At 41.1% G+C, this 19,451-nt stretch carries 20 protein-coding genes and 2 pseudogenes; 17 read left to right on the forward strand and 5 right to left on the reverse strand.

Features of this window, described 5'->3' with window-relative positions; genetic code table 11:
* Window positions 1-4: 4 nt before the first annotated feature.
* Complete coding sequence (locus KJB05_RS07735) at window positions 5-247, reverse strand: type II toxin-antitoxin system Phd/YefM family antitoxin (protein ID WP_005443875.1); 243 nt, start codon at window positions 245-247, stop codon at window positions 5-7.
* Between the two features lie 229 nt (window positions 248-476).
* Here KJB05_RS07735 and KJB05_RS07745 point away from each other — a divergent pair, with 229 nt between their 5' ends.
* The 4 genes from KJB05_RS07745 to KJB05_RS07770 all read left to right on the forward strand — a co-directional run bounded on the left by KJB05_RS07745 (window position 477) and on the right by KJB05_RS07770 (window position 3,434).
* On the forward strand, window positions 477-923 hold the full coding sequence (locus KJB05_RS07745; protein ID WP_025543099.1) for a hypothetical protein: 447 nt from the start codon (window positions 477-479) through the stop codon (window positions 921-923).
* Between the two features lie 151 nt (window positions 924-1,074).
* Complete coding sequence (locus tag KJB05_RS07755) at window positions 1,075-1,797, forward strand: hypothetical protein (protein ID WP_208446537.1); 723 nt, start codon at window positions 1,075-1,077, stop codon at window positions 1,795-1,797.
* A gap of 760 nt (window positions 1,798-2,557) precedes the next feature.
* The gene (locus KJB05_RS07765) at window positions 2,558-2,827 is read left to right on the forward strand and encodes a hypothetical protein (protein ID WP_208446538.1); all 270 of its coding nucleotides are present in this window, start codon (window positions 2,558-2,560) and stop codon (window positions 2,825-2,827) included.
* A gap of 154 nt (window positions 2,828-2,981) precedes the next feature.
* On the forward strand, window positions 2,982-3,434 hold the full coding sequence (locus tag KJB05_RS07770) for a hypothetical protein (protein ID WP_244142998.1): 453 nt from the start codon (window positions 2,982-2,984) through the stop codon (window positions 3,432-3,434).
* On the opposite strand, the gene KJB05_RS07775 is transcribed toward KJB05_RS07770, so the two are convergent.
* A protein-coding gene (locus KJB05_RS07775; protein ID WP_208446524.1) for an IS3 family transposase occupies window positions 3,431-4,965 on the reverse strand; the annotation gives its coding sequence in 2 pieces (ribosomal slippage) (window positions 3,431-4,503 and window positions 4,503-4,965; 1,536 coding nt in all). The two genes, KJB05_RS07770 and KJB05_RS07775, sit on opposite strands and share 4 nt — an antisense overlap.
* Before the next feature lie 69 nt (window positions 4,966-5,034).
* Here KJB05_RS07775 and KJB05_RS07780 point away from each other — a divergent pair.
* From KJB05_RS07780 to KJB05_RS07820, 6 genes and pseudogenes are all read left to right on the forward strand, one after another.
* Window positions 5,035-5,415: a hypothetical protein gene (locus tag KJB05_RS07780; protein ID WP_244142996.1), complete on the forward strand. Its 381-nt coding sequence runs from the start codon at window positions 5,035-5,037 to the stop codon at window positions 5,413-5,415.
* 159 nt (window positions 5,416-5,574) lie between these two features.
* Window positions 5,575-5,781: a hypothetical protein gene (locus tag KJB05_RS07785; protein WP_244142995.1), complete on the forward strand. Its 207-nt coding sequence runs from the start codon at window positions 5,575-5,577 to the stop codon at window positions 5,779-5,781.
* A gap of 424 nt (window positions 5,782-6,205) precedes the next feature.
* A protein-coding gene (locus KJB05_RS07790; protein ID WP_208446524.1) for an IS3 family transposase occupies window positions 6,206-7,740 on the forward strand; the annotation gives its coding sequence in 2 pieces (ribosomal slippage) (window positions 6,206-6,668 and window positions 6,668-7,740; 1,536 coding nt in all).
* Window positions 7,741-8,246: 506 nt separating this feature from the next.
* The gene (locus KJB05_RS07795) at window positions 8,247-9,350 is read left to right on the forward strand and encodes a hypothetical protein (RefSeq protein WP_208446497.1); all 1,104 of its coding nucleotides are present in this window, start codon (window positions 8,247-8,249) and stop codon (window positions 9,348-9,350) included.
* Between the two features lie 135 nt (window positions 9,351-9,485).
* Window positions 9,486-10,013, forward strand: a complete 528-nt coding sequence (locus KJB05_RS07805; protein WP_208446499.1) for a hypothetical protein — start codon at window positions 9,486-9,488, stop codon at window positions 10,011-10,013.
* 761 nt (window positions 10,014-10,774) lie between these two features.
* A pseudogene (locus KJB05_RS07820) lies at window positions 10,775-11,220 on the forward strand (GNAT family N-acetyltransferase).
* A gap of 208 nt (window positions 11,221-11,428) precedes the next feature.
* Here KJB05_RS07820 and KJB05_RS28930 read toward each other — a convergent pair.
* Window positions 11,429-11,732 (reverse strand): annotated as a pseudogene (locus KJB05_RS28930) (hypothetical protein).
* Window positions 11,733-12,149: 417 nt separating this feature from the next.
* Here KJB05_RS28930 and KJB05_RS07830 point away from each other — a divergent pair.
* The 3 genes from KJB05_RS07830 (at window position 12,150) to KJB05_RS07840 (ending at window position 14,141) form a co-directional block, all read left to right on the forward strand.
* A complete protein-coding gene (locus KJB05_RS07830) occupies window positions 12,150-12,464 on the forward strand; it encodes a hypothetical protein (RefSeq protein WP_213053108.1) in 315 nt (104 codons plus the stop codon).
* Between the two features lie 251 nt (window positions 12,465-12,715).
* Window positions 12,716-13,060 carry an antibiotic biosynthesis monooxygenase gene (locus tag KJB05_RS07835; protein WP_208446489.1) on the forward strand — a complete coding sequence of 115 codons (345 nt, stop codon included), beginning with the start codon at window positions 12,716-12,718 and terminating at the stop codon, window positions 13,058-13,060.
* 466 nt (window positions 13,061-13,526) lie between these two features.
* A complete protein-coding gene (locus KJB05_RS07840) occupies window positions 13,527-14,141 on the forward strand; it encodes a nucleotide-binding protein (RefSeq protein ID WP_244142990.1) in 615 nt (204 codons plus the stop codon).
* Window positions 14,142-14,302: 161 nt separating this feature from the next.
* On the opposite strand, the gene KJB05_RS07850 is transcribed toward KJB05_RS07840, so the two are convergent.
* Complete coding sequence (locus KJB05_RS07850; protein WP_208446488.1) at window positions 14,303-14,998, reverse strand: hypothetical protein; 696 nt, start codon at window positions 14,996-14,998, stop codon at window positions 14,303-14,305.
* On the reverse strand, window positions 14,998-16,248 hold the full coding sequence (locus KJB05_RS07855) for an ATP-binding protein (protein ID WP_208446487.1): 1,251 nt from the start codon (window positions 16,246-16,248) through the stop codon (window positions 14,998-15,000). The genes KJB05_RS07850 and KJB05_RS07855 overlap by 1 nt, the downstream gene beginning before the upstream one ends.
* A 297-nt stretch (window positions 16,249-16,545) precedes the next feature.
* On the opposite strand from KJB05_RS07855, the gene KJB05_RS07860 reads away from it, so the two are divergent.
* The 4 genes from KJB05_RS07860 (at window position 16,546) to KJB05_RS07880 (ending at window position 19,365) form a co-directional block, all read left to right on the forward strand.
* On the forward strand, window positions 16,546-16,845 hold the full coding sequence (locus KJB05_RS07860) for a WYL domain-containing protein (RefSeq protein ID WP_072036459.1): 300 nt from the start codon (window positions 16,546-16,548) through the stop codon (window positions 16,843-16,845).
* Between the two features lie 144 nt (window positions 16,846-16,989).
* Window positions 16,990-17,589, forward strand: a complete 600-nt coding sequence (locus tag KJB05_RS07870; protein ID WP_208446512.1) for a cytochrome c oxidase assembly factor Coa1 family protein — start codon at window positions 16,990-16,992, stop codon at window positions 17,587-17,589.
* 713 nt (window positions 17,590-18,302) lie between these two features.
* The gene (locus tag KJB05_RS07875; protein WP_208446511.1) at window positions 18,303-18,749 is read left to right on the forward strand and encodes a GNAT family N-acetyltransferase; all 447 of its coding nucleotides are present in this window, start codon (window positions 18,303-18,305) and stop codon (window positions 18,747-18,749) included.
* A 148-nt stretch (window positions 18,750-18,897) separates the two neighbouring features.
* Window positions 18,898-19,365 carry a hypothetical protein gene (locus KJB05_RS07880; RefSeq protein ID WP_052036750.1) on the forward strand — a complete coding sequence of 156 codons (468 nt, stop codon included), beginning with the start codon at window positions 18,898-18,900 and terminating at the stop codon, window positions 19,363-19,365.
* Window positions 19,366-19,451 lie beyond the last annotated feature (86 nt).

The following is a 19,451-nucleotide window of genomic DNA, read 5'->3' on the forward strand; positions in this document are numbered from 1 at the left end:
TTAGTTACAGCGAATTTATAAAGCTTTCGCCGTCAACAGTGTTTCCATTGTTCAAGTCTTCTTTAGCTGACTTAAAGCAGTGTTTGAGGTACTCAACTTTCATAGCTTCTAGCTCTTCAAAGTCACGAATGGACATGACAACGACAGTATCTTTACTGTTTTTGCTGATTTTTACTGGCTCGCGTTGTGCGCTTAGAAGTAGTTCGCCGAAATTTCGTTTGGCATCATTGGCTGTTAATGTATGCATGGTCAGTTCCCAATTTAGTGTACAGTTAGATTATAATGCATCGCATGAAATGTTCAATTTAATTAAATCGTGCGATTTGTGCGAAATGCCAACTAACAAACTGCTCAAGAGGGATTCGCAACGCGTGGCATTTTTACTATGCGTTTAATTTAGTGATTAAGGTGGTTTGCGGGGGCTTCGGTATTGCGTTGCTCACCCCTTAGCAGGGCGTTAGCCATACGAGGTAAGTATGTCGGAATATAAATTAACAGAAGAAATAATTAAGCTGTCTCAATCGCAGCTATGGGATGTAGCTAAATCTGAATGGATTCTGTACGAAATATACGAAGCTGACGAACCCGAGCGTTGTTTGTGTGGGCACTTCCCTATCATTGAAATTTGTAATCTTAAGAACAAGTTAAATTCTAATTATGCGACCGTTGGAAACTGCTGTGTTAAGAAGTTCATTGGTTTACCTTCAGATAAGATTTTCCAAGCGATAAAACGGGTTAGAAAAGACGATGAGAAATCGCTAAATGCAGAGGCAATAACTCACGCTTACGACAAAGGCTGGATTAATGATTGGGAAAAAAGCTTTTACTTAGACGTTATGCGAAAGCGCAAACTTACTCCAAATCAGCTTAATAAAAAAGTTCAAATTAACAACAAGTTAGCAAACAAAATGAAGCGTGCCTAAGTATGGCTAACAAACTGTTTAAGAGTGATTCGCAACGCGTGGCATTTTTATCATGCGTTGGTTTTAGTGTTTAAGGTGGTATGCGGCGGCATCGGTATTGCGTTGCTCACACCTTAACAGGGCGTTAGCATTACCATATAGTAAGGTGTATATGAAACTAGAATATTGGCATACTTTTTCTCAAGGTCTTGTGTTTACTGGCGCTATTATTTCTGCACTAGGAGCACTCGGCGTATATTATTGGGGCGGGAAAGTTTCAGAGGCTGCACAAGTCAAGATGCAGACAGAGATAAAAAATGCGATTAGTGAAAAGTCTAAAGAGATTAAGCAGCTAACCGAACACAATTTAGAACTTTCCAAGATCAATGCAGATCTATCAAGGTCCATTCACTCTCAAACTGAAGAGTTGACTGCTAGAGGTAGTTATCCGTTTGGCAACATAGCAGGTGGAGATGAAAATGGGAATAAAACTCAAATTACCATAGACCTCATAGGGCAATATGCGATAACGAATTTAATGATAAGCATCACAACCATACCTGATTACAGTAATGTTAACGGACTAAATGTTAGTACGCTTGGTTTGAATTCAGAAGTTCTTGGTCCCGACATATTAAGAACGGGTGAATTTAAGTATTTTCTCGTCGATACACCTACAAAAGAAACTGCGATTTTACTGCAATATAAATCGAATAATAGAACTTGGAATCAATCGTTTAGAATTGTTAAAACTGAGAATGGTCGAAAAGTGCTCTCTGTTTTAAAAGACAGTAAAGGGGTAACTCTTAAGAAAAGGGTGGATTCTGGATTTCCTCAGAAAAACGGTAAGTATGTGCTTTGGTCAAATATTATAAGTAGTGAATCGGAATTGTAATGCTAACAAACAATTCAACAGTGATTCGCAACGCTTGGCGCTCTCACTTCGGGTTGAGTTAAGTGTTTACGGCGTAGTGGTGTAGTTCAGTTGTCGCGCTGCTCACACGTTAATTGGGCGTTAGTCGCCAGAAAAAGCTAGCGATCAAAATCATGTTTCTTAGCTCAAAATTTGGCAGCTGTTTGTTTGGTATACAGATTCATCGTCGATGGTCAAAACTCAGTTTCTGCTGTTTTAAGCCCAAAGCTTGGCAAGTGTCCTAGCGATTGTTTTGTTCTTTGGTGCTGACAGAACAGGGCAATCGAGAGTCTGTTTTTGGTTGCAAATCTGCTCGGTGAGTTTGTTGGTTTAAAAGCTCATTTACTTGCTGAAATGACGTTTTCTCTGGTGTTGTAAGTTCCACGTGGTTTCAATGACTTTGTTGAAAGTCCGCACTGTGAGATTGGTTTTCCAAAAGCGCTTTTTGGTGTTGTCAGTCCGTTTTCTACGACGTTGTTTGTTCTAAGTGGTTTCATTGAGTAGCCGCTTTGAGACTACGCCTGACTTAAATGCATCAAAGCACATAAAGTTTGTTGTTCGCAAAGTTTAGTTCGGCTTAAAATTGTCGCTCGGTGCCTCGCGACTAACAAACTGCTCAAGAGGGATTCGCAACGCGTGGCATTTTTACTATGCGTTGAATTTAGTGATTAAGGTGGTATGCAGCGGCTTAGGTATTGCGTTGCTCACCCCTTAGCAGGGCGTTATAAGCCATGGAGGGAAAATGGAATTTTACAATTGGATTGTTGTTCTTTTGGGAGTTAGCTTTATTAACTTATGCGGTTCTGTCTATGTCGCAACAAGGAGTGAGTTAAACTCATTTCAAAAAGTAGCGCAAATCACAATTATTTGGCTAATCCCTGTTATCGCAGCAATTGGGCTATACGTATTTCATCGTTCGCAAAGCGTATCGCATGGTCCATCGACAGAATTCGGTGGTGGGGTAAATCCAAATCTAAAAATCAAAACAACTGGTGAACGAGACGAGCCTTAAGTCATTGGGAAATGGCATATAACAAGGCGTTTAAGGCGGATTCCCAACGCTTGGAGGTTTTCGTTTGAATCAGCTTTAGTGTTTCGGCACAATGCGTTAGGTGCGGTGGCATGCGTTGCTCACCACTTAACGCGGCGTTATATGCTTGGAGAAAATGGTGCAATTAGAGAGTATCTTAAAAGAGATTGAACCGAAGCTAGCGAAGGGCATGATTCCTAGAACAGGTGATGATGGTAAATCGGTTGATTTATATACTGTTGGCTTCTACTTTGAAGGCGCACCGTTATATTTGCTAGAGAGTATAGATGGTAGCCAGCTTATTCTAAAAGCATGGGACGGAAGACGGTTTTCCTTAGATGCTACTTCGACATTTGAAATGGTCGAAAAGCTTGATATTCGAATAGATCATTATCATGGGTTAGTCAGTCATACTTATTGGTCGTTGTGGGATTATGTAGTCAATGAAAAGACAGGGTTGTATAAGCTTCGATCGCTGTACTCTTTATCGAAATATCATGTACCTCAGCTTTTCTTTAACCGTAAAAAGCTTCAATTCCCCCATAGCGGCGTTTTTCAAGGTAGTTGTCATCATTCGCTTACTTATTAAGCGGCTTCTTTATCTGGATTTAAGTGAACCACTCCAGCTGGCTCACAGTTCCTAATATCATCTGACCATCGCTCTGGATTCTTGCGCTTTGCTGCAAGTAACACCTTTGCGCGACGCTCTAAAATCTCTCGGTCTTTACCATTGTGTCGCTGTGAAGGTGTCACATAATTTATCTTGCTATGCTTGTGTTCCGTATTGTACCAACGTACAAAAGCCTCAACCCAACAGCGACTCGCATCCAACTGTTCAAAGCCTTTTGTTGGCCAACTCGGCATATACTTTACCGTTCGGAACAGTGACTCCACATACGGGTTATCATCGCTTACTCTTGGGCGACTATAAGATGAGGTAATGCCTAGCTCATCCATTTTTGCTTTGAACGTCAGTGATTTCATTGGTGCTCCATTATCCGAGTGCAGCACCAGCGGTTGATTAAAGCATTGTTCACGCATCAACGTTCGTTGCAATAACTGTGACGCTAGCTCACCACACTCACATTCATAGACATCATAACCAACGATTTTGCGGCTGTAGATATCTTCTATTACGTACAGATAGTAGTGCTGTCCACGAACTCTTGAAGGCAAGTAAGTAATATCCCATGTATAGACTTGGTTCGGTCCTGTTGCTGTATAACTTGTTGGCTTAGGTGGTTTTTGCCGACTTCTCTGACGCCCTCGATTATGAAGTTGACCTTGCGCTCTCAGAACCCGATAGTAGCTCGCTTCAGAGGCGATATACTCGCCTTTATCAAGAAGCGTCGGAACGATTTGAGTCGGTGGTAGACTAGCGTATTCCGAGCGATTACAGACCTCTATAATCGCATCCCGCTCTTGTTGTGATAGCTTATTCGCTGGCTCTGGCCTAGTACATATTGGCCTTTTGTCAGCTTGAACTTCACCTTGCTGATACCAACGCCGATAAGTTCTCAGGTCGATTTGGGCTTCATGGCAAGCTGGCTCTAAACGGCAACCACTTTGTCTAGCCTCGTGTATAAGACCAACCAAGCACTGCCTTTCATCGGTTGAGGTTAGTCGTCCTCTGGCTCTTCCCCGTAAAAGGCTCTCAGCTTTTTTCGCAGGACTAACAGAGCTGCGGTTTCAGCGAGCGCCTTTTCTTTGTGTCGTAGTTCTTTTTTCAGCTCTTTAATTTCAAGCTTGTCGGCTTTCGCTTGTTTCTTAGCTTCGGCTTCACGCTCTTTACTCGACATGAAGCCTTGCATACATTCGCTTCGCCAGTTTTCCACTTGCTCGGGGAACAGGCCTTTTTCACGACAATATTGGCTGAGTTCATTCTCGGTCATCGAGTAAGTTTCAGCGACGATGGCAAGTTTAGTTTGAGCAGACCACTGCTCTGATGAAGTATTGCTATTTGGCACAGCGGCTCCTGAACGTCTGAGTTGCTGTCGCCAATGATACAGGGTTGCTGTACTAATACCTTCTTCTTTTGAAACCTGGCTTACCGACATGGAGTATGGAGGCAGTAGTTTCTTCAATATAGCTTCTTTTCTTTCTGCTGGAATACGAGACAAAATTCATTCTTTACCGCCCAAACTGGTTAAATTTTAACAGTGACAACTATCCTGCCAGAGGGGGATAGAATGAAGTTACTGGGTACATTGATAGACTTCCAACTGAACGAGCCATCTAAAGCATTTTCGTCGCATGAAGTCATGACTCAACTGTACTCTCCTCGTTGGTATCTTCACCCTAAAGGTAGAGACAGCCGCAAAAGAATGGACTTGTACTTAAACTCTTTCGTTTCGTCTGGTGAGTTAGTGGTGGTAGAGCGAGGCGATTACAAAGTTACCGGCAAAGCTATAGCTACCCTAGAAAGTTATCAAATGGAGAGTGCTAGAGAAAAAGATGCGCAATATACACAGTATGCTTTAGTATTTTTGACGTTAATACTCGCAATTATAGGAGCAATCCAATCTGGAGTCGTGAAAGTTCCAACACTTCTAGATTTTACTCAATTTTAGTACGCATATAACAATAAATTTAAGAGTGATTCACAACGCTCGGCGCCATCACTTCAAGTCAGTTTAGTGTTTATGGCACAATGATTTAGGTAAGGTGGTTGCGTTGTTCACACCTTAATTTGGCGTTATATGCTTCCGTCAGTAGAAGGAATAGAACTTATGTCACTCTATGAGAAACGAAATAGCAATGTGCAGCAAGAAGACGCAATGTTAGTTGCTTCGGATTCTTGGTTTACAGTCAAATTTGCCCAAGAAGCAGCAAAGTCTTGGAAGCGTATTATCGTACTATTCGTTGTTGCCATTCTATGTCTGTTTGCACCAGCATTGGGCCTTATTGTATCTGCTATCAATGCTCTGTTTTCGTAAATACATAGGGAATAGTCTGAAAGGTAGGTAAGTGCCACTTAAAGAAGTCGTATTTTCATATTCAAGTACGCATATAACAATAAATTTAAGCAGATTCGCAACGCTTGGCATTTTCAGTTTGAATCAACTTTAGTGTTTACGGCACAATGGTTTAGGTCAGGTGGTGGCGTTGCTCACTACTTAATTTGGCGTTATGTTTACTTGTAATTCAAAGGCTTAAAGGTCTTAGGCTCTGGTTCTTTGTCCCTCCGACAATTCGTCCCTAGTAGACTCAGCAAATCCGCATTGTCGGCCTAAGTTCATGAGTTACTCAGGCCGTAAAACATGCCAATGTTCGTGGGTTGCTTCATTGTCAGGTCGCCCCCTCTGGCAGGATAGTTGTCACTGTTAAAATTTAACCAGTTTGGGCGGTAAAGAATGAATTTTGTCTCGTATTCCAGCAGAAAGAAAAGAAGCTATATTGAAGAAACTACTGCCTCCATACTCCATGTCGGTAAGCCAGGTTTCAAAAGAAGAAGGTATTAGTACAGCAACCCTGTATCATTGGCGACAGCAACTCAGACGTTCAGGAGCCGCTGTGCCAAATAGCAATACTTCATCAGAGCAGTGGTCTGCTCAAACTAAACTTGCCATCGTCGCTGAAACTTACTCGATGACCGAGAATGAACTCAGCCAATATTGTCGTGAAAAAGGCCTGTTCCCCGAGCAAGTGGAAAACTGGCGAAGCGAATGTATGCAAGGCTTCATGTCGAGTAAAGAGCGTGAAGCCGAAGCTAAGAAACAAGCGAAAGCCGACAAGCTTGAAATTAAAGAGCTGAAAAAAGAACTACGACACAAAGAAAAGGCGCTCGCTGAAACCGCAGCTCTGTTAGTCCTGCGAAAAAAGCTGAGAGCCTTTTACGGGGAAGAGCCAGAGGACGACTAACCTCAACCGATGAAAGGCAGTGCTTGGTTGGTCTTATACACGAGGCTAGACAAAGTGGTTGCCGTTTAGAGCCAGCTTGCCATGAAGCCCAAATCGACCTGAGAACTTATCGGCGTTGGTATCAGCAAGGTGAAGTTCAAGCTGACAAAAGGCCAATATGTACTAGGCCAGAGCCAGCGAATAAGCTATCACAACAAGAGCGGGATGCGATTATAGAGGTCTGTAATCGCTCGGAATACGCTAGTCTACCACCGACTCAAATCGTTCCGACGCTTCTTGATAAAGGCGAGTATATCGCCTCTGAAGCGAGCTACTATCGGGTTCTGAGAGCGCAAGGTCAACTTCATAATCGAGGGCGTCAGAGAAGTCGGCAAAAACCACCTAAGCCAACAAGTTATACAGCAACAGGACCGAACCAAGTCTATACATGGGATATTACTTACTTGCCTTCAAGAGTTCGTGGACAGCACTACTATCTGTACGTAATAGAAGATATCTACAGCCGCAAAATCGTTGGTTATGATGTCTATGAATGTGAGTGTGGTGAGCTAGCGTCACAGTTATTGCAACGAACGTTGATGCGTGAACAATGCTTTAATCAACCGCTGGTGCTGCACTCGGATAATGGAGCACCAATGAAATCACTGACGTTCAAAGCAAAAATGGATGAGCTAGGCATTACCTCATCTTATAGTCGCCCAAGAGTAAGCGATGATAACCCGTATGTGGAGTCACTGTTCCGAACGGTAAAGTATATGCCGAGTTGGCCAACAAAAGGCTTTGAACAGTTGGATGCGAGTCGCTGTTGGGTTGAGGCTTTTGTACGTTGGTACAATACGGAACACAAGCATAGCAAGATAAATTATGTGACACCTTCACAGCGACACAATGGTAAAGACCGAGAGATTTTAGAGCGTCGCGCAAAGGTGTTACTTGCAGCAAAGCGCAAGAATCCAGAGCGATGGTCAGATGATATTAGGAACTGTGAGCCAGCTGGAGTGGTTCACTTAAATCCAGATAAAGAAGCCGCTTAATAAGTAAGCGAATGATGACAACTACCTTGAAAAACGCCGGTCGTGGCGGTTGGCTTTTGGTTTAACTGGCTCAAAGTCGCTTTGAGGTTATTTGCCAATTAGCATTTTGGCTTGGCAGTTGCCTCGGCAATTCGGCATTGTTTTGCGCTTAGGTTGGAAAGAAAGGGCGCTTGTTGTGATTTGGTCGGGTTGCCTCATTGGGCAGGGAAGTGGAATTACTGGTTTTAGGTTAATCGCCTTTGGCGGTCAAGTTGCTTCTGACCTTGTGGTTTACTTCAGAAAACTAGTTAGAAATTGCAGTTTTTTCTCAAGTAAATCATGTGTTTGTGGTAAAACATAACAATCAATTTAAGAGGGATTCACAACGCTCGGCATTTTTGCTTCTACTTCAAATTTAGTGTCTATGGCACGATGCTTTAGGTTTGGGTGGTGGCGTTGTTCACCCCTTAATTGGGCGTTAAACGTTTTCTTAGCTTCAAAATGAGCAGAAATTTAAAGGATCATAAATGAGTCAGAGCGTTATTTCAGATAACTGGTCATTACAAAATATTGGTGGGTTACTGACAGGTGGTATTGATGAAAGTAAATCGCACTACATTGCAATCGACAAAGAGAACGATCGTTACTCTTATGAAGATAGCTTGAGTGCCATTATCAATACAGAAGCACTGTTTGATTTACTCACTGATATTATTTTACGTGATCAGATTTTAGTCGAAGAGAACTTTATTAGTGCTTGGAACTGTGAAGGAAACCCATTTCAAGAGGCGGTTTCTAAGGGGGTTATACGACCTTACCCATTTTTAGTCGACTATAAGAGGCTACAAGGACCGCGTGACGAGTTTATTGAACGCCTTAGTCTGACATCAGACTTAAAGAAAGATCATGAAGAAAACCGAGTAGGTTTTATTCAGAATAGATATGCTCCGCACGGGTACTTATCACAAACTCTATGGGGCGGTGCAGGCATGTTAGCTAGAGGTTTTGTTTACGAAAAAGGATATACGCCTCACCCAGTTAGAAAGCGCTTTTTTACTGATGCTGGAATAATGGTTTCTAACGAAGATTCAGTACTGAGACTAAACAACCTAGTTTCAGAGAAAAGAGCTTCTATAGCTGCGCTACATAACGCAGGTAGTGAACTATATGCACTAAATGTAAATATGCTTCCTTTACCGATACGAGTTATACAAGAGTCAAATTCTGCAAGCGATATGATTAAGGTAGCTCTTCAGTTAAGAGAAGAGTACCAAGAACTAAGAGATTGGTTAAACTGCTACCAGCAAGCATTAAGCGATGGTAGCTATAAAGATATGAATAAATTTTCCAAAATTCTTCAATCTATCTCTTTATACGTCGATTCGACTATAGGTTCTGTAGACTCAAATGCTCCTACGTTCACAGCAGGCATTGGTGTGCTTAAGGTTGCTATAAAAGGGCAGCCTTTAAACTCGCTCGTAAATCAGTTTGGTATTCGCTCTATGGTAAATAAACTAATTCTTAGTCGTAGTGGTACATCAGATTTGAAGAAATATTTAGGTTTCTTTGACCATAAAAATACTGTTGTTGGTATGAAGGTTGTTGAACATTTCTCACAAAAAAACGTTTAACAAACTGTTTAAGAGTGATTCGCAACGCGTGGCATTTTTGTTATGCGTTGGTTTTAGTGTTTAAGGTGGTATGCGGGAGCTTCGGTGTTGCGTTGCTCACACCTTAACAGGGCGTTATGTGATTTTGGGTAAAGTATGTTCAAAAGTTTAATTAAATATATTGTGATTGGAGCTCTTGTCGGTATAGGCTTTTCATCCGTTGATGAAATACATTATCAAATCACTAAATCTAGCCGGATAAAAGATCTAGCTGAGGCTCAGGAGCTAGCAGATCAAGTTCGCTCGACTTACATTATTGACTCTAAAGAACTATTTCCAAACAATCTTCCGGATCGCTATTACAATCCTGAAAATGATCTGTTTTTTAGTTTGCAGAGTTTTTCTGATTTGGGTTCGACGGTAGAGATGTCTGGTGTGTTAACCAATAGAGGTACAGATATATGGCGCAATGTCTATGTAGATTTTGAAGCTTTTGATGATGATGGAAATGTTATTTCAAAGTGTAATGTTCCGTCTGGAGAGTTACTACCTACATATAGCGAAGGTTTGATAACTCGATGCCCAAAAGTCGAAAAGTTCAAGGCAAAATCACCAAGTAAAATAAATATGCGCATAAAATGGAATTTTCATGGTCAAAGAGTTGTGATTGAAGGTGATAAATAATCACATAACAAACTGTTCAAGAGGGATTCGCAACGCGTGGCATTTTTTACTATGCGTTGAATTTTGTGATTAAGGTGGTTTGCGGCGGCTTCGGTGTTGCGTTGCTCACCCCTTAACAGGGCGTTAGTTTGCAAGAGGAAAAACGCAGCTATATCGCAAGATCTAGTGGTAAAAGTTCAAAGTTTAAGTTGTCGTATCTTCTTTCAATTACAGTGTTAACTAGCGTGGTAAAAATCCAAAATTGGCATCGTTTCAACGGTTGGTTTGTTCTTTGGTGTGCTGACTTTGGGGTTCTCTGAGTCGAACTTTTTTGGTGAAACTCTGCTCGTTGAGTTTGTCGATACAAAAGCCGATCTACTCGCTGAAATGGCGTTTTCTCCGGTGTGGTAAGTTCATGTGGTTTCAGTGGCTTTGTTGAAAGTCCGCATTGTGAGATTGGTTTTCCAAAAGCGCTTTTTGGTGTTGTGAGTTCGTTTTCTGCGGAGTTGTTTGTTCCACGTGGTTTCATTGACTAGCCGCTTTTAGATTACGCCTGACTTAAGTGCATCAAAACACATAAGGTTTATTGTTTGCAAAGCTTAAAATAACGTAAAATCAACGCTTTGGGTTTGCAAACTAACAAACTGCTCAAGAGGGATTCGCAACGCGCGGCATTTTTACTATGCGTTGATTTTAGTGATTAAGGTGGTTTGCGGCGGCTTCGGTATTGCGTTGCTCACCCCTTAGCAGGGCGTTATACGCTTTCGAGGAAATAGTTCAATATGAACAAAGTAGTATTCAGAAATTGCGATAAAAATAGCCCGAATTGGTTCGAGCTAGAGAAGCTATTTCAAAGTGAATGGTCTGATTTTTCGTTCGCTGATACCTATAAACCCGGTGCCAATCTTCCACCCATATTGGTTGCTCTAAGAAATAATAAAGTCATCGGTGGCCTAGCGTATTCACGTTTCAAAGAACCACATGGTGACCCCGAGGTTATTTGGTTTAATGCTGTCTTTGTTTCACCTAATTACCGTAATCAGGGCATAGCTAGCGAATTGATTAACCGAGGAGTTAATCAAGTATCAGAAACAATTCAAACTAAACTGTATGCTTATACCAATGTAGCCAGTTGTATCAGTCTTTGGGTTGGTCGGTAGTCGATATCGAGAGTGAGCCAAACCACAGTGTAATGAGTATCTCACTCAAGTCTCAACCACGCGTATAACAAACAATTTAAGAGGGATTCCCAACGCTTGGCATTTTTGGTTCTACTTCCAATTTAGTGTTTATGGCACAATGCTTTGAGTTGGGTGGTAGCGTTGCTCACCCCTTAATTGGGCGTTAGTCGCCAGAAAAAGCTAGCAATAAAAATCATGTTTCTAAGCTTAAAATTTGGCTGATGATTGTTTGCTATACAGGCTCTTCATCGATGGTCAAAACTCAGTTTCAGCTGTTTCAAATCCAAAGTTTTGCAAGTGTCCAAGCGGTTTTTTTGTTCTTTGGCGCTGACAGAACAGGGCAATCGAACGTCTGTTCTTGGTTGCAACTCCGCTCGGTGAGTTTGTCGGTACAAAAGCCGATTTAATCGCTGAAATTACGTTTTCTCTGGTGTTGTAAATTCCACGTGGTTTCAGTGACTTCGTTGAAAGTCCACACTGTGAGATTGGTTTTCCAAAAAGCGCTTTTTGGTGTTGTCAGTCCGTTTTCTGCGGCGTTGGCTGTTCCAAGTGGTTTCATTGACTAGCCGCTTTTAGACTACGCCTGACTTAAGTGCATCAAAGCACATAAAGTTTGTTGTTCGCAAAGTTTAGTTCGGCTTAAAATTGTCGCTCGGTGCCTCGCGACTAACAAACTGCTCAAGAGGGATTCGCAACGCGTGGCATTTTTACTATGCGTTGAATTTAGTGATTAAGGTGGTTTGCGGCGGCTTCGGTATTGCGTTGCTCACCCCTTAGCAGGGCGTTATGTACTTAGAGAAAAACTATATATTTGAGGGTGCAATGAGAGCAGTACTATTGGGGGCTTACGTTAGTGTTAGCTTGTCAATCAGCATTTTCCAGTGAAAAGCATCAAGCTCTTCAGGGGTTGGACAAGTTAATTAAATCTAGCGACGTTATAAATGATACGACTTCGAAAGAAACAACTAGAAACTCAATGTTAAGCAAAGACTTTGTATTATATCGATGTGTTCTTTCCGAGTTAGAGCGGCAAGGACAATATAGCAATGATAATGCAATTGTTGCTGTAATGACTAATAAGCCGAAGATCATCAATGTTACATCTGAAATACAATATTGGATACTTGGTTTAAGCAAGGCTGCTCATTCAGGATACTCCAAAATATGCTCAGCCGGTCAGTCTAATGAAGTGTCATTAGTTGTTTCAGGTTTTCTGAAAAGCTCTCAGTTGTACGAAAGACTGGCAATTTTAAACGAACATGGTTGGCGTGAGCCGTGGCAACCCAAATAAACGAAACACGTACATAACAAGCAATTTAAGAGGGATTCACAACGCTTGGCACTTTTTCTTCTACTTCAGTTTTAGTGTTTATGGCGCAATGCTTTAGATTTGGGTGGAGGCGTTGTTCACCCCTTAATTGGGCGTTATGTGAATGGCGAAAAATCACAGAATCTAATCTCTAACTTCTTGCTACAACTCATATTTACAGCAGCTCCAATTCGGTAAAATGCTCGAATATATTAGTCGTAGTCTGGTGAGTTATGATCGCAGTAATTTTTGAAGTACAGGTAGCAGAGGGTAAAACTTCTGAATATCTAGATATTGCAAGTGAACTAAAACCGCTGCTATCAGATATTGATGGTTTTATCTCAATCGAACGTTTCCAAAGTCTAACAAATGACAGCAAGGTTCTATCTTTGTCATTTTGGCGTGACGAAGAAGCAATTCAAGAGTGGCGGAATCTAGAATCTCATCGATTTGCTCAATTAAAAGGTCGTAGTGGTGTTTTTGAAAGCTACAGACTCAGAGTTGGGGGTGTCATCAGAGACTATGGCATGGACATACGTTCAGAAGCCCCAAAAGATAGTATCGACGCACACGGCTAAAATTCACATAACAAAGCGTTTAAGACAGATTCCCAACGCATGGCATTTTTCACTCCATCGTTGGGTTTTGTGTTTACGGTGGCATGGTTAGGTTTCGTGGTAGCGTTGCTCACTACTTAACGCGGCGTTAGATTTCATTTGAGTCCGTGAGAATGGAGATTGTATATTGTTTAACTTAATTATTTCCCATGACCCTGAAACGTGGGATCTCACTCCTTATCAGTGCGATCGTAGTAGAGCGATTGTAGAGTACACTGCCAATGAAATTAGTGAGCGGTATAAGTTCTTCGATCAGAATGCGATTGAAGAGCTAAAAAGTTTCCCCACGCTATTTGTAACTGAAAACGAATCGGTCGAAACTCGGATTGGCTAGATTACTGATATCAGGGTTAGAAATAGTTCAGTTGTACTCAGCTATGAATTTGACCCTATTTTTCCTAGCCTCCCAATTGGCGCAATTGAGTCTATGCGTGTTGACATTGACTTAGGGCGTTTCGAATTATCTCGTACGCATTGGGCAGTCAAAGATGAGCCTATTTTTGAAATTCTCATGAGGCGTGGATATTTAAACCAAGCTCAAGTAAATGCTGCCACACAGCGGCGAATGCCTCCTCCGCCTGTTGTTAAGCCTGATAGTCAAGATGATGCGGGGTTTAATAATTCTCAAGTATTCATTGTTCATGGACATGACGATATAGCAAAACTAGATGTTGCAAGTTTCATTTCTAGTTTAGGTTTACAGCCAATCATTTTGCATATGCAGGCAAGTTCTGGAATGACAATTATTGAAAAGATCGAACATTACTCAAATGTTGGTTTCGGTATTGTACTTTACACTCCATGCGATACAGGAGCTAAAGTGGGGGCTTTAAGTGGTCGGTATCGTGCGCGCCAAAATGTTGTGTTTGAGCATGGATACCTTATTGGTAAATTGGGTCGCCCACGAGTTTGTGCTGTTGTTAAAGGGGACATCGAAACACCAAACGATATTAGTGGCGTAGTTTACGTTGGGATGGATGCAAGCCTCAACTGGCAAGAGCAACTAAAGATAGAAATGAGAAATGTAGGCTACCACGTATAGAAATCTAACAAACTGTTTAAGAGTGATTCGCAACGCGTGGCATTTTTACTATGCGTTGGTTTTAGTGGTTAAGGTGGTATGCGGGAGCTTCGGTATTGCGTTGCTCACACCTTAACAGGGCGTTATAACGCAACGACCTCTGATGAGATCGTTACATTAAGTTAGACTAACTGGTTTTTGAATAGTTGAAAGCTCTCATCTACCTTACATAGATCGTCAACCGACTGAGCGCAAGTTTTACTATCGTAAAATTTTCTGCTCAATTTATCATAATTGTCATAGGTCTTGAGCATCAAGATCGTTTTGTTTTTTCCTGTTGTCGTAAATTGTGCTAGCTTTCGATCTTTTATTAACTCAGTAGCAAGTTTATTTTCACCGCTATTGATGACTTTTTTATTCGATGTGACTTTACAGTGGTGTTTAAATAACCATATCTCTAGTGAATGGACTGTTATTGCAAAAATAATTCGGTCTTTAACTTTTTCATAAAATCCAGTTTCACCAGATTCTATTTGCTCTATTAATCGATTTTTTACTTTCTCGAAGATAGAGGCAACTTCTTTAAGTGTTTTGCCTTCATCATCTCGAAGATCAACATCAAAACCTTTCATAGTTGCTACGTCAGTATCTATTTGTATAACAATATTCTCTACAGTTGAAAAAGATTGACGAAACTTGTGGTTACTAATGTAGTTGAGAACTCGCTCCCATCCACCTTCTTGGGTAGTATCTGACGAACCACCTGGTTGTAGTGGAGTAATCAGTTCATATAGCTCTTCATCATCAAAAATACCACAAAGCATATTTTCAATAGTAGCCTGATCGGTCGGCCCCTCACTAATTAGCCCGAATCTCATTAAAAGCCCCTTGGGATTGCGCCAATAAAGCCTTTAATCATTGCTTCAGATAAAAGAATTAATTCACCATTTTCTGTTTTAGGCATTCTATCAGAAGTAAACTGCCTAGCTGTTGTTTGTCCTCTTTTCTTTCTTGACACTACGAATAACTTTTGGTTATCTTCAAACACATTAATTCCGTCAAGAGTTGCAGGGTTTTGAGTTGTAAGGAAAATCTGCTTGTCATACTTTTCTGCTAACTCAACTAGATAACTCGTAATTTTTGCACACAGTTTTGGGTTAAGTGCAGCATCGATATTATCTATTGCAAAAATACGAGGTGTATTTTTCGATACAATTAATGCCATATAGAACATTACATAAAGAAAGCCTTCATTCGCACTTCGTTGTGTTAATTGAACCGGTAAGTATTTATCTTGAATAAATAATTCGTCTTCAGTTAATTCTGGCTCATTATCTAAATCCATCGATTTATACCAACTAATCAAACTTAAACCCTTCTCAATATCTTTAAGAGCTTCTGGTTGTTTGTCATGTATTTCACGAAGTAATTTAAATAGCCCTTCGCCATGTATACCCACAGGGCGTATAGCACCTTCTTCTTTTAAGTTTCGAAGTTGCTTATTTTGTGGTGCATAGATCACAAAATTCTTTAGTGAGGCTAGTTCTTCATTAACCGAATTTTCAACGTTTTTCACTGACTCTGAAAGGTCTGAAAACTTGTTTTTTAAATCATGCTCTTCTAATTTTTCGAGCACTTTCGATATGTCACTATCATCGCCGAAAGTGCCTTTCAGTTTTTCAAAAGCATTGCTCGATACAAAATCCATCATTTTCTTGTATTGCTCGAAGGTCTGATTGAACTCTTGTGTACTTACTGTCACTTCATTGGAAGTTAAAGTTGTATCAGTTTGAAGTTTCCACTCAGAGTAAGTATCGTTATCGTTATTAATTAGGTACTTACGCCCACTACCATCGCTATCTATAGATACTTTAATAGATATAGGTTCCTCAAGATGCTCTTGCGAAAAATTAGAGCGCATAAGTTTAGGAATCGTAACCCTTATGCCTCTATTTTCGAGAAACTCTGTATCAAGCTTGTCCGCTTCAGAGGCTGCTGCAAAAGTTAAGGCTTCTAAAATTGTACTTTTGCCAGAGCCATTTTCACCAATGAACAAGTTTACTCTTCCAAACTTTAGCTGTAAGTCTTCAATAGATTTAAAGTTTTTTATTTCAATAGCTTGTAACATGTAGCTAATCGTCCTTTGTACTTGCGATTCTTTCGGCATATGATAACACGCATACCGACAAAGCGTTATAACAAAGCATTTAAGAGTGATTCCCAACGCTTGGCGCTTTTCGTTCCATCGTTGAGCGTGGTGTTTACGGTGGCTTGGCTAAGTTTCGTGGTAGCGTTGCTCACACCTTAATGCGGCGTTAGGCTTTCCCCATATAAAAATTATGGATTTGCCAACAACTTCAATTATTTGAGTATCGAATTCTTGTAATGTGTCTAGTGGCATATTGCCGTTCTTTGAGGTATCAAAATGAACGAATCAGAAATTCGAAGAGCAATTCAAAATAAGTTAGTAATTGAGTTTACCTATAGCAATAGGTTACGCGTGGTAGAGCCTCATGTGCTAGGTGTCTGTAATGGCAATGTTCAACTCTTGGCTTATCAAATCGGTGGTCAAAGTAGCTCCGGAGGATTACCTGAGTGGCGTAGGTTTGACTTGTTCAGGATTAGTAATTTACGGGTGACTAGTCAGACTTTTGCTGGACGTAGAGCTTTCCCATCAGGAACACATAGTCCTTGGGATCGTGAACTCGAAATAGTACCAGCCTAACAATCTGTTTAAGAGTGATTCGCAACGCTTGGCATTTTTGCTATGCGTTGCGTTTTGTGTTTAAGGTAGTCTGCGGTGGCATCGGTATTGCGTTGCTCACACCTTAACTGGGCGTTATGTGCCCGAATAGGATTAGTGGAATATATGGATAATAGTAAAGAAGTCCCTGAACAGATTAAAGGTTGGAATTGGGGCGCGTTTGCATTCAATTGGATATGGGGTATTCGCTTTCGTACCTATCGAGCTTTGTTGGTTTTTGTCCCGTTAGTTAACATTGCGATGCCATTTATTCTTGGTTTCAAAGGCAATGAGTGGGCTTGGAAGCATAACCAATGGAGTAGTGTTGAAGAGTTTAAAAACTCTCAAAGGAAGTGGTCTGTTGCAGCTGCGATAATGCTGGCCTGTGGTGTTATCTTGGCATTCATCTTCTCTATAAGTATGAATAGCTCATTTGAAGAATCTGGTTCAACTAAGCTAGCGCTTAGCACTCTAGAGACCTCGGACAAGTTTCACGCAAATATTGGTACGCCTTACGACATTGACTTAGTTCAAGGAATCATTCGAGGGTATGAAGTTTCTGGTTCTGCTGATATGCAGTACGAGATCGAAGGTCCGAAAGGTGATGGCCTATTTGAGTTCAAAGCCGAATTAAGTGAAAGTATATGGCGGTTAACTTGCTTGGAAATTACATATTTACCTAGCCAAGAACTCGAAATTCTAGCGCCTTGTGAAAAAGGCACATAACAAACAATTTAAGCAGATTCGCAACGCTTGGCACTTTCGGTTTGAATCAGCTTTAGTGTTTGCAGCACAAGGGTTTAGGTTAGGTGACAGCGTTGCTCACTACTTAATTTGGCGTTATGTTTACTTGAAATTCAAAGGCTTAAAGGTCTTAGGCTCTAGTTCTTTGTCCCTCTGGCAATTTGTTCCGAGTAGACTCAGCAAATTCGCATTGTCGGTCTAAGTTCTTGAATCTCTCAGCCCGTAAAACATGCCAATGTTCGTGGGTTGCTTCATTGTCAGGTCGAGTTGGCTAGGTTTAAATCTCTCTGGTTTAAAGTCGCTTTTAGGTTCTTAGTCAATCAGCATTTCATCTTGGCAGTTGCCTCGGCAATTTGTAATTGTTTTGCGCTTTGGTTGGAAAGAAAGGGCGCTCTTTGGTACTTAGTCGGTTTGCCTCATTGAGCAGGGAAGTGGACTTACTTGTTTTCGGTTGGTCGCCTTTGGCGGTCAAGTTGGTTTCAACCTTGTGGTTTACTTCAGAAAACTAGTCAGAAAAAGTAGTCCTTTCTCAAGTAAATCATGTATTTGTGGTAAAACATAACAAACAATTCAACAGTGATTCGCAACGCTTGGCGCTCTCACTTCGGGGTGAGCTTAGTGTTTACGGCGTAGTGGTTAAGTTCAGTGGCTGCGCTGCTCACACGTTAATTGGGCGTTATGTGCTCGGAGGAAATATGCAATATATCGAAGTCAAAAGTAGCGAAATTCCACTAGATTTATTACTCGAGGCTGATCCTTCGGAAGCTAGTGTCGCTTCATATTTATCTGATTCATGGTGCTTTGCTGCATTAGACAGTGGGCAAGTTTTAGCGGCTTGTATCGTTAAAGCGCAGACCAACAGCCTTGCTGAAATATTTAATGTATCTGTATCTCCAGAGCTACAAGGTCAAGGTATTGGCTCTAAGTTGCTAAAGCTTGTTCTATCTGAGTTACCAAGCAAGGGAATCAATCGGGTAGAGCTTGGTACGGGTACATTTGGCTATCAACTGACTTATTATCAGCGTTTAGGGTTTCGAGTAGACTCAATTATCAAAGACCATTTTTTGCTAAACTACCCCGAGCCAATCTATGAAAATGGTATTCAACACAAGGACATGCTGAGATTGTACGTAAATATTTAGTACGCACATAACAAGCATTCAAGAGTGATTCGCAACGCTCGGCATTTTCAGTTTAAACTGGGACTTTAGTGTCTAAGGTTCAATGCGTTAGGTTATGTGCAAGCGTCGCTCACACCTTAATGCGGCGTTAACTGCCTATGGAGAACTTATGGATATTGCTACGATAACAAGTGCTTATACAGCGATTAAAAATATAAAAGAAATTAGCAAGTTAGCTTTAGATGCAAAAATTGATTCTGAGGTTTCAGAAAAAATTCAAGCTTCAATCGAAAGGTTGGGCGAGGTGCAGGATACTCTTTTTTATATTCGAGAGGAGCTTCTTACTCAGCAAGAAGAGAAAGAAAAGCTCAAAAAGGAACTCGCTGCTGTGAAAGCAGAGCTAGAGAAAGTTGAATCTGTCGTTTATCGTGCTCCCTCATATTGGGTTGTAAAAGAAGAGCAAGCAGATGATGGACCTTTTTGTCAGCCTTGCTTCGACGATGAGCGCAAACTAATTCGTTTGCAGGGTGGAAATAACGACTTTTGGAATTGTAGAAAGTGTAAAAATAGTTTCAAAGGTCCAAACTATGTTGCTCCACAGAAAAGAGTCAGAAGAAGCTCTACTTGGTCATTGTGAGTACGGCAGTTAACAAACTGTTTAAGAGTGATTCGTAACGCGTGGCATTTTTACTTTGCGGTGGCTTATGGTGATTAAGGCGCTGT

Source organism: Vibrio sp. B1ASS3 (genome assembly GCF_905175355.1).
In the GTDB taxonomy this organism is placed as follows: Bacteria; Pseudomonadota; Gammaproteobacteria; order Enterobacterales; family Vibrionaceae; genus Vibrio; species Vibrio owensii.

Bases quoted from the DNA above. Each gene is read 5' to 3' on its own strand.
- KJB05_RS07735 (WP_005443875.1), bottom strand. From the start codon at position 247: ATGCATACATTAACAGCCAATGATGCCAAACGAAATTTCGGCGAACTA.
- KJB05_RS07745 (WP_025543099.1), top strand. From the start codon at position 477: ATGTCGGAATATAAATTAACAGAAGAAATAATTAAGCTGTCTCAATCG.
- KJB05_RS07755 (WP_208446537.1), top strand. From the start codon at position 1,075: ATGAAACTAGAATATTGGCATACTTTTTCTCAAGGTCTTGTGTTTACT.
- KJB05_RS07765 (WP_208446538.1), top strand. From the start codon at position 2,558: ATGGAATTTTACAATTGGATTGTTGTTCTTTTGGGAGTTAGCTTTATT.
- KJB05_RS07770 (WP_244142998.1), top strand. From the start codon at position 2,982: ATGGTGCAATTAGAGAGTATCTTAAAAGAGATTGAACCGAAGCTAGCG.
- KJB05_RS07780 (WP_244142996.1), top strand. From the start codon at position 5,035: ATGAAGTTACTGGGTACATTGATAGACTTCCAACTGAACGAGCCATCT.
- KJB05_RS07785 (WP_244142995.1), top strand. From the start codon at position 5,575: ATGTCACTCTATGAGAAACGAAATAGCAATGTGCAGCAAGAAGACGCA.
- KJB05_RS07795 (WP_208446497.1), top strand. From the start codon at position 8,247: ATGAGTCAGAGCGTTATTTCAGATAACTGGTCATTACAAAATATTGGT.
- KJB05_RS07805 (WP_208446499.1), top strand. From the start codon at position 9,486: ATGTTCAAAAGTTTAATTAAATATATTGTGATTGGAGCTCTTGTCGGT.
- KJB05_RS07830 (WP_213053108.1), top strand. From the start codon at position 12,150: ATGTTAAGCAAAGACTTTGTATTATATCGATGTGTTCTTTCCGAGTTA.
- KJB05_RS07835 (WP_208446489.1), top strand. From the start codon at position 12,716: ATGATCGCAGTAATTTTTGAAGTACAGGTAGCAGAGGGTAAAACTTCT.
- KJB05_RS07840 (WP_244142990.1), top strand. From the start codon at position 13,527: ATGCGTGTTGACATTGACTTAGGGCGTTTCGAATTATCTCGTACGCAT.
- KJB05_RS07850 (WP_208446488.1), bottom strand. From the start codon at position 14,998: ATGAGATTCGGGCTAATTAGTGAGGGGCCGACCGATCAGGCTACTATT.
- KJB05_RS07855 (WP_208446487.1), bottom strand. From the start codon at position 16,248: ATGTTACAAGCTATTGAAATAAAAAACTTTAAATCTATTGAAGACTTA.
- KJB05_RS07860 (WP_072036459.1), top strand. From the start codon at position 16,546: ATGAACGAATCAGAAATTCGAAGAGCAATTCAAAATAAGTTAGTAATT.
- KJB05_RS07870 (WP_208446512.1), top strand. From the start codon at position 16,990: ATGGATAATAGTAAAGAAGTCCCTGAACAGATTAAAGGTTGGAATTGG.
- KJB05_RS07875 (WP_208446511.1), top strand. From the start codon at position 18,303: ATGCAATATATCGAAGTCAAAAGTAGCGAAATTCCACTAGATTTATTA.
- KJB05_RS07880 (WP_052036750.1), top strand. From the start codon at position 18,898: ATGGATATTGCTACGATAACAAGTGCTTATACAGCGATTAAAAATATA.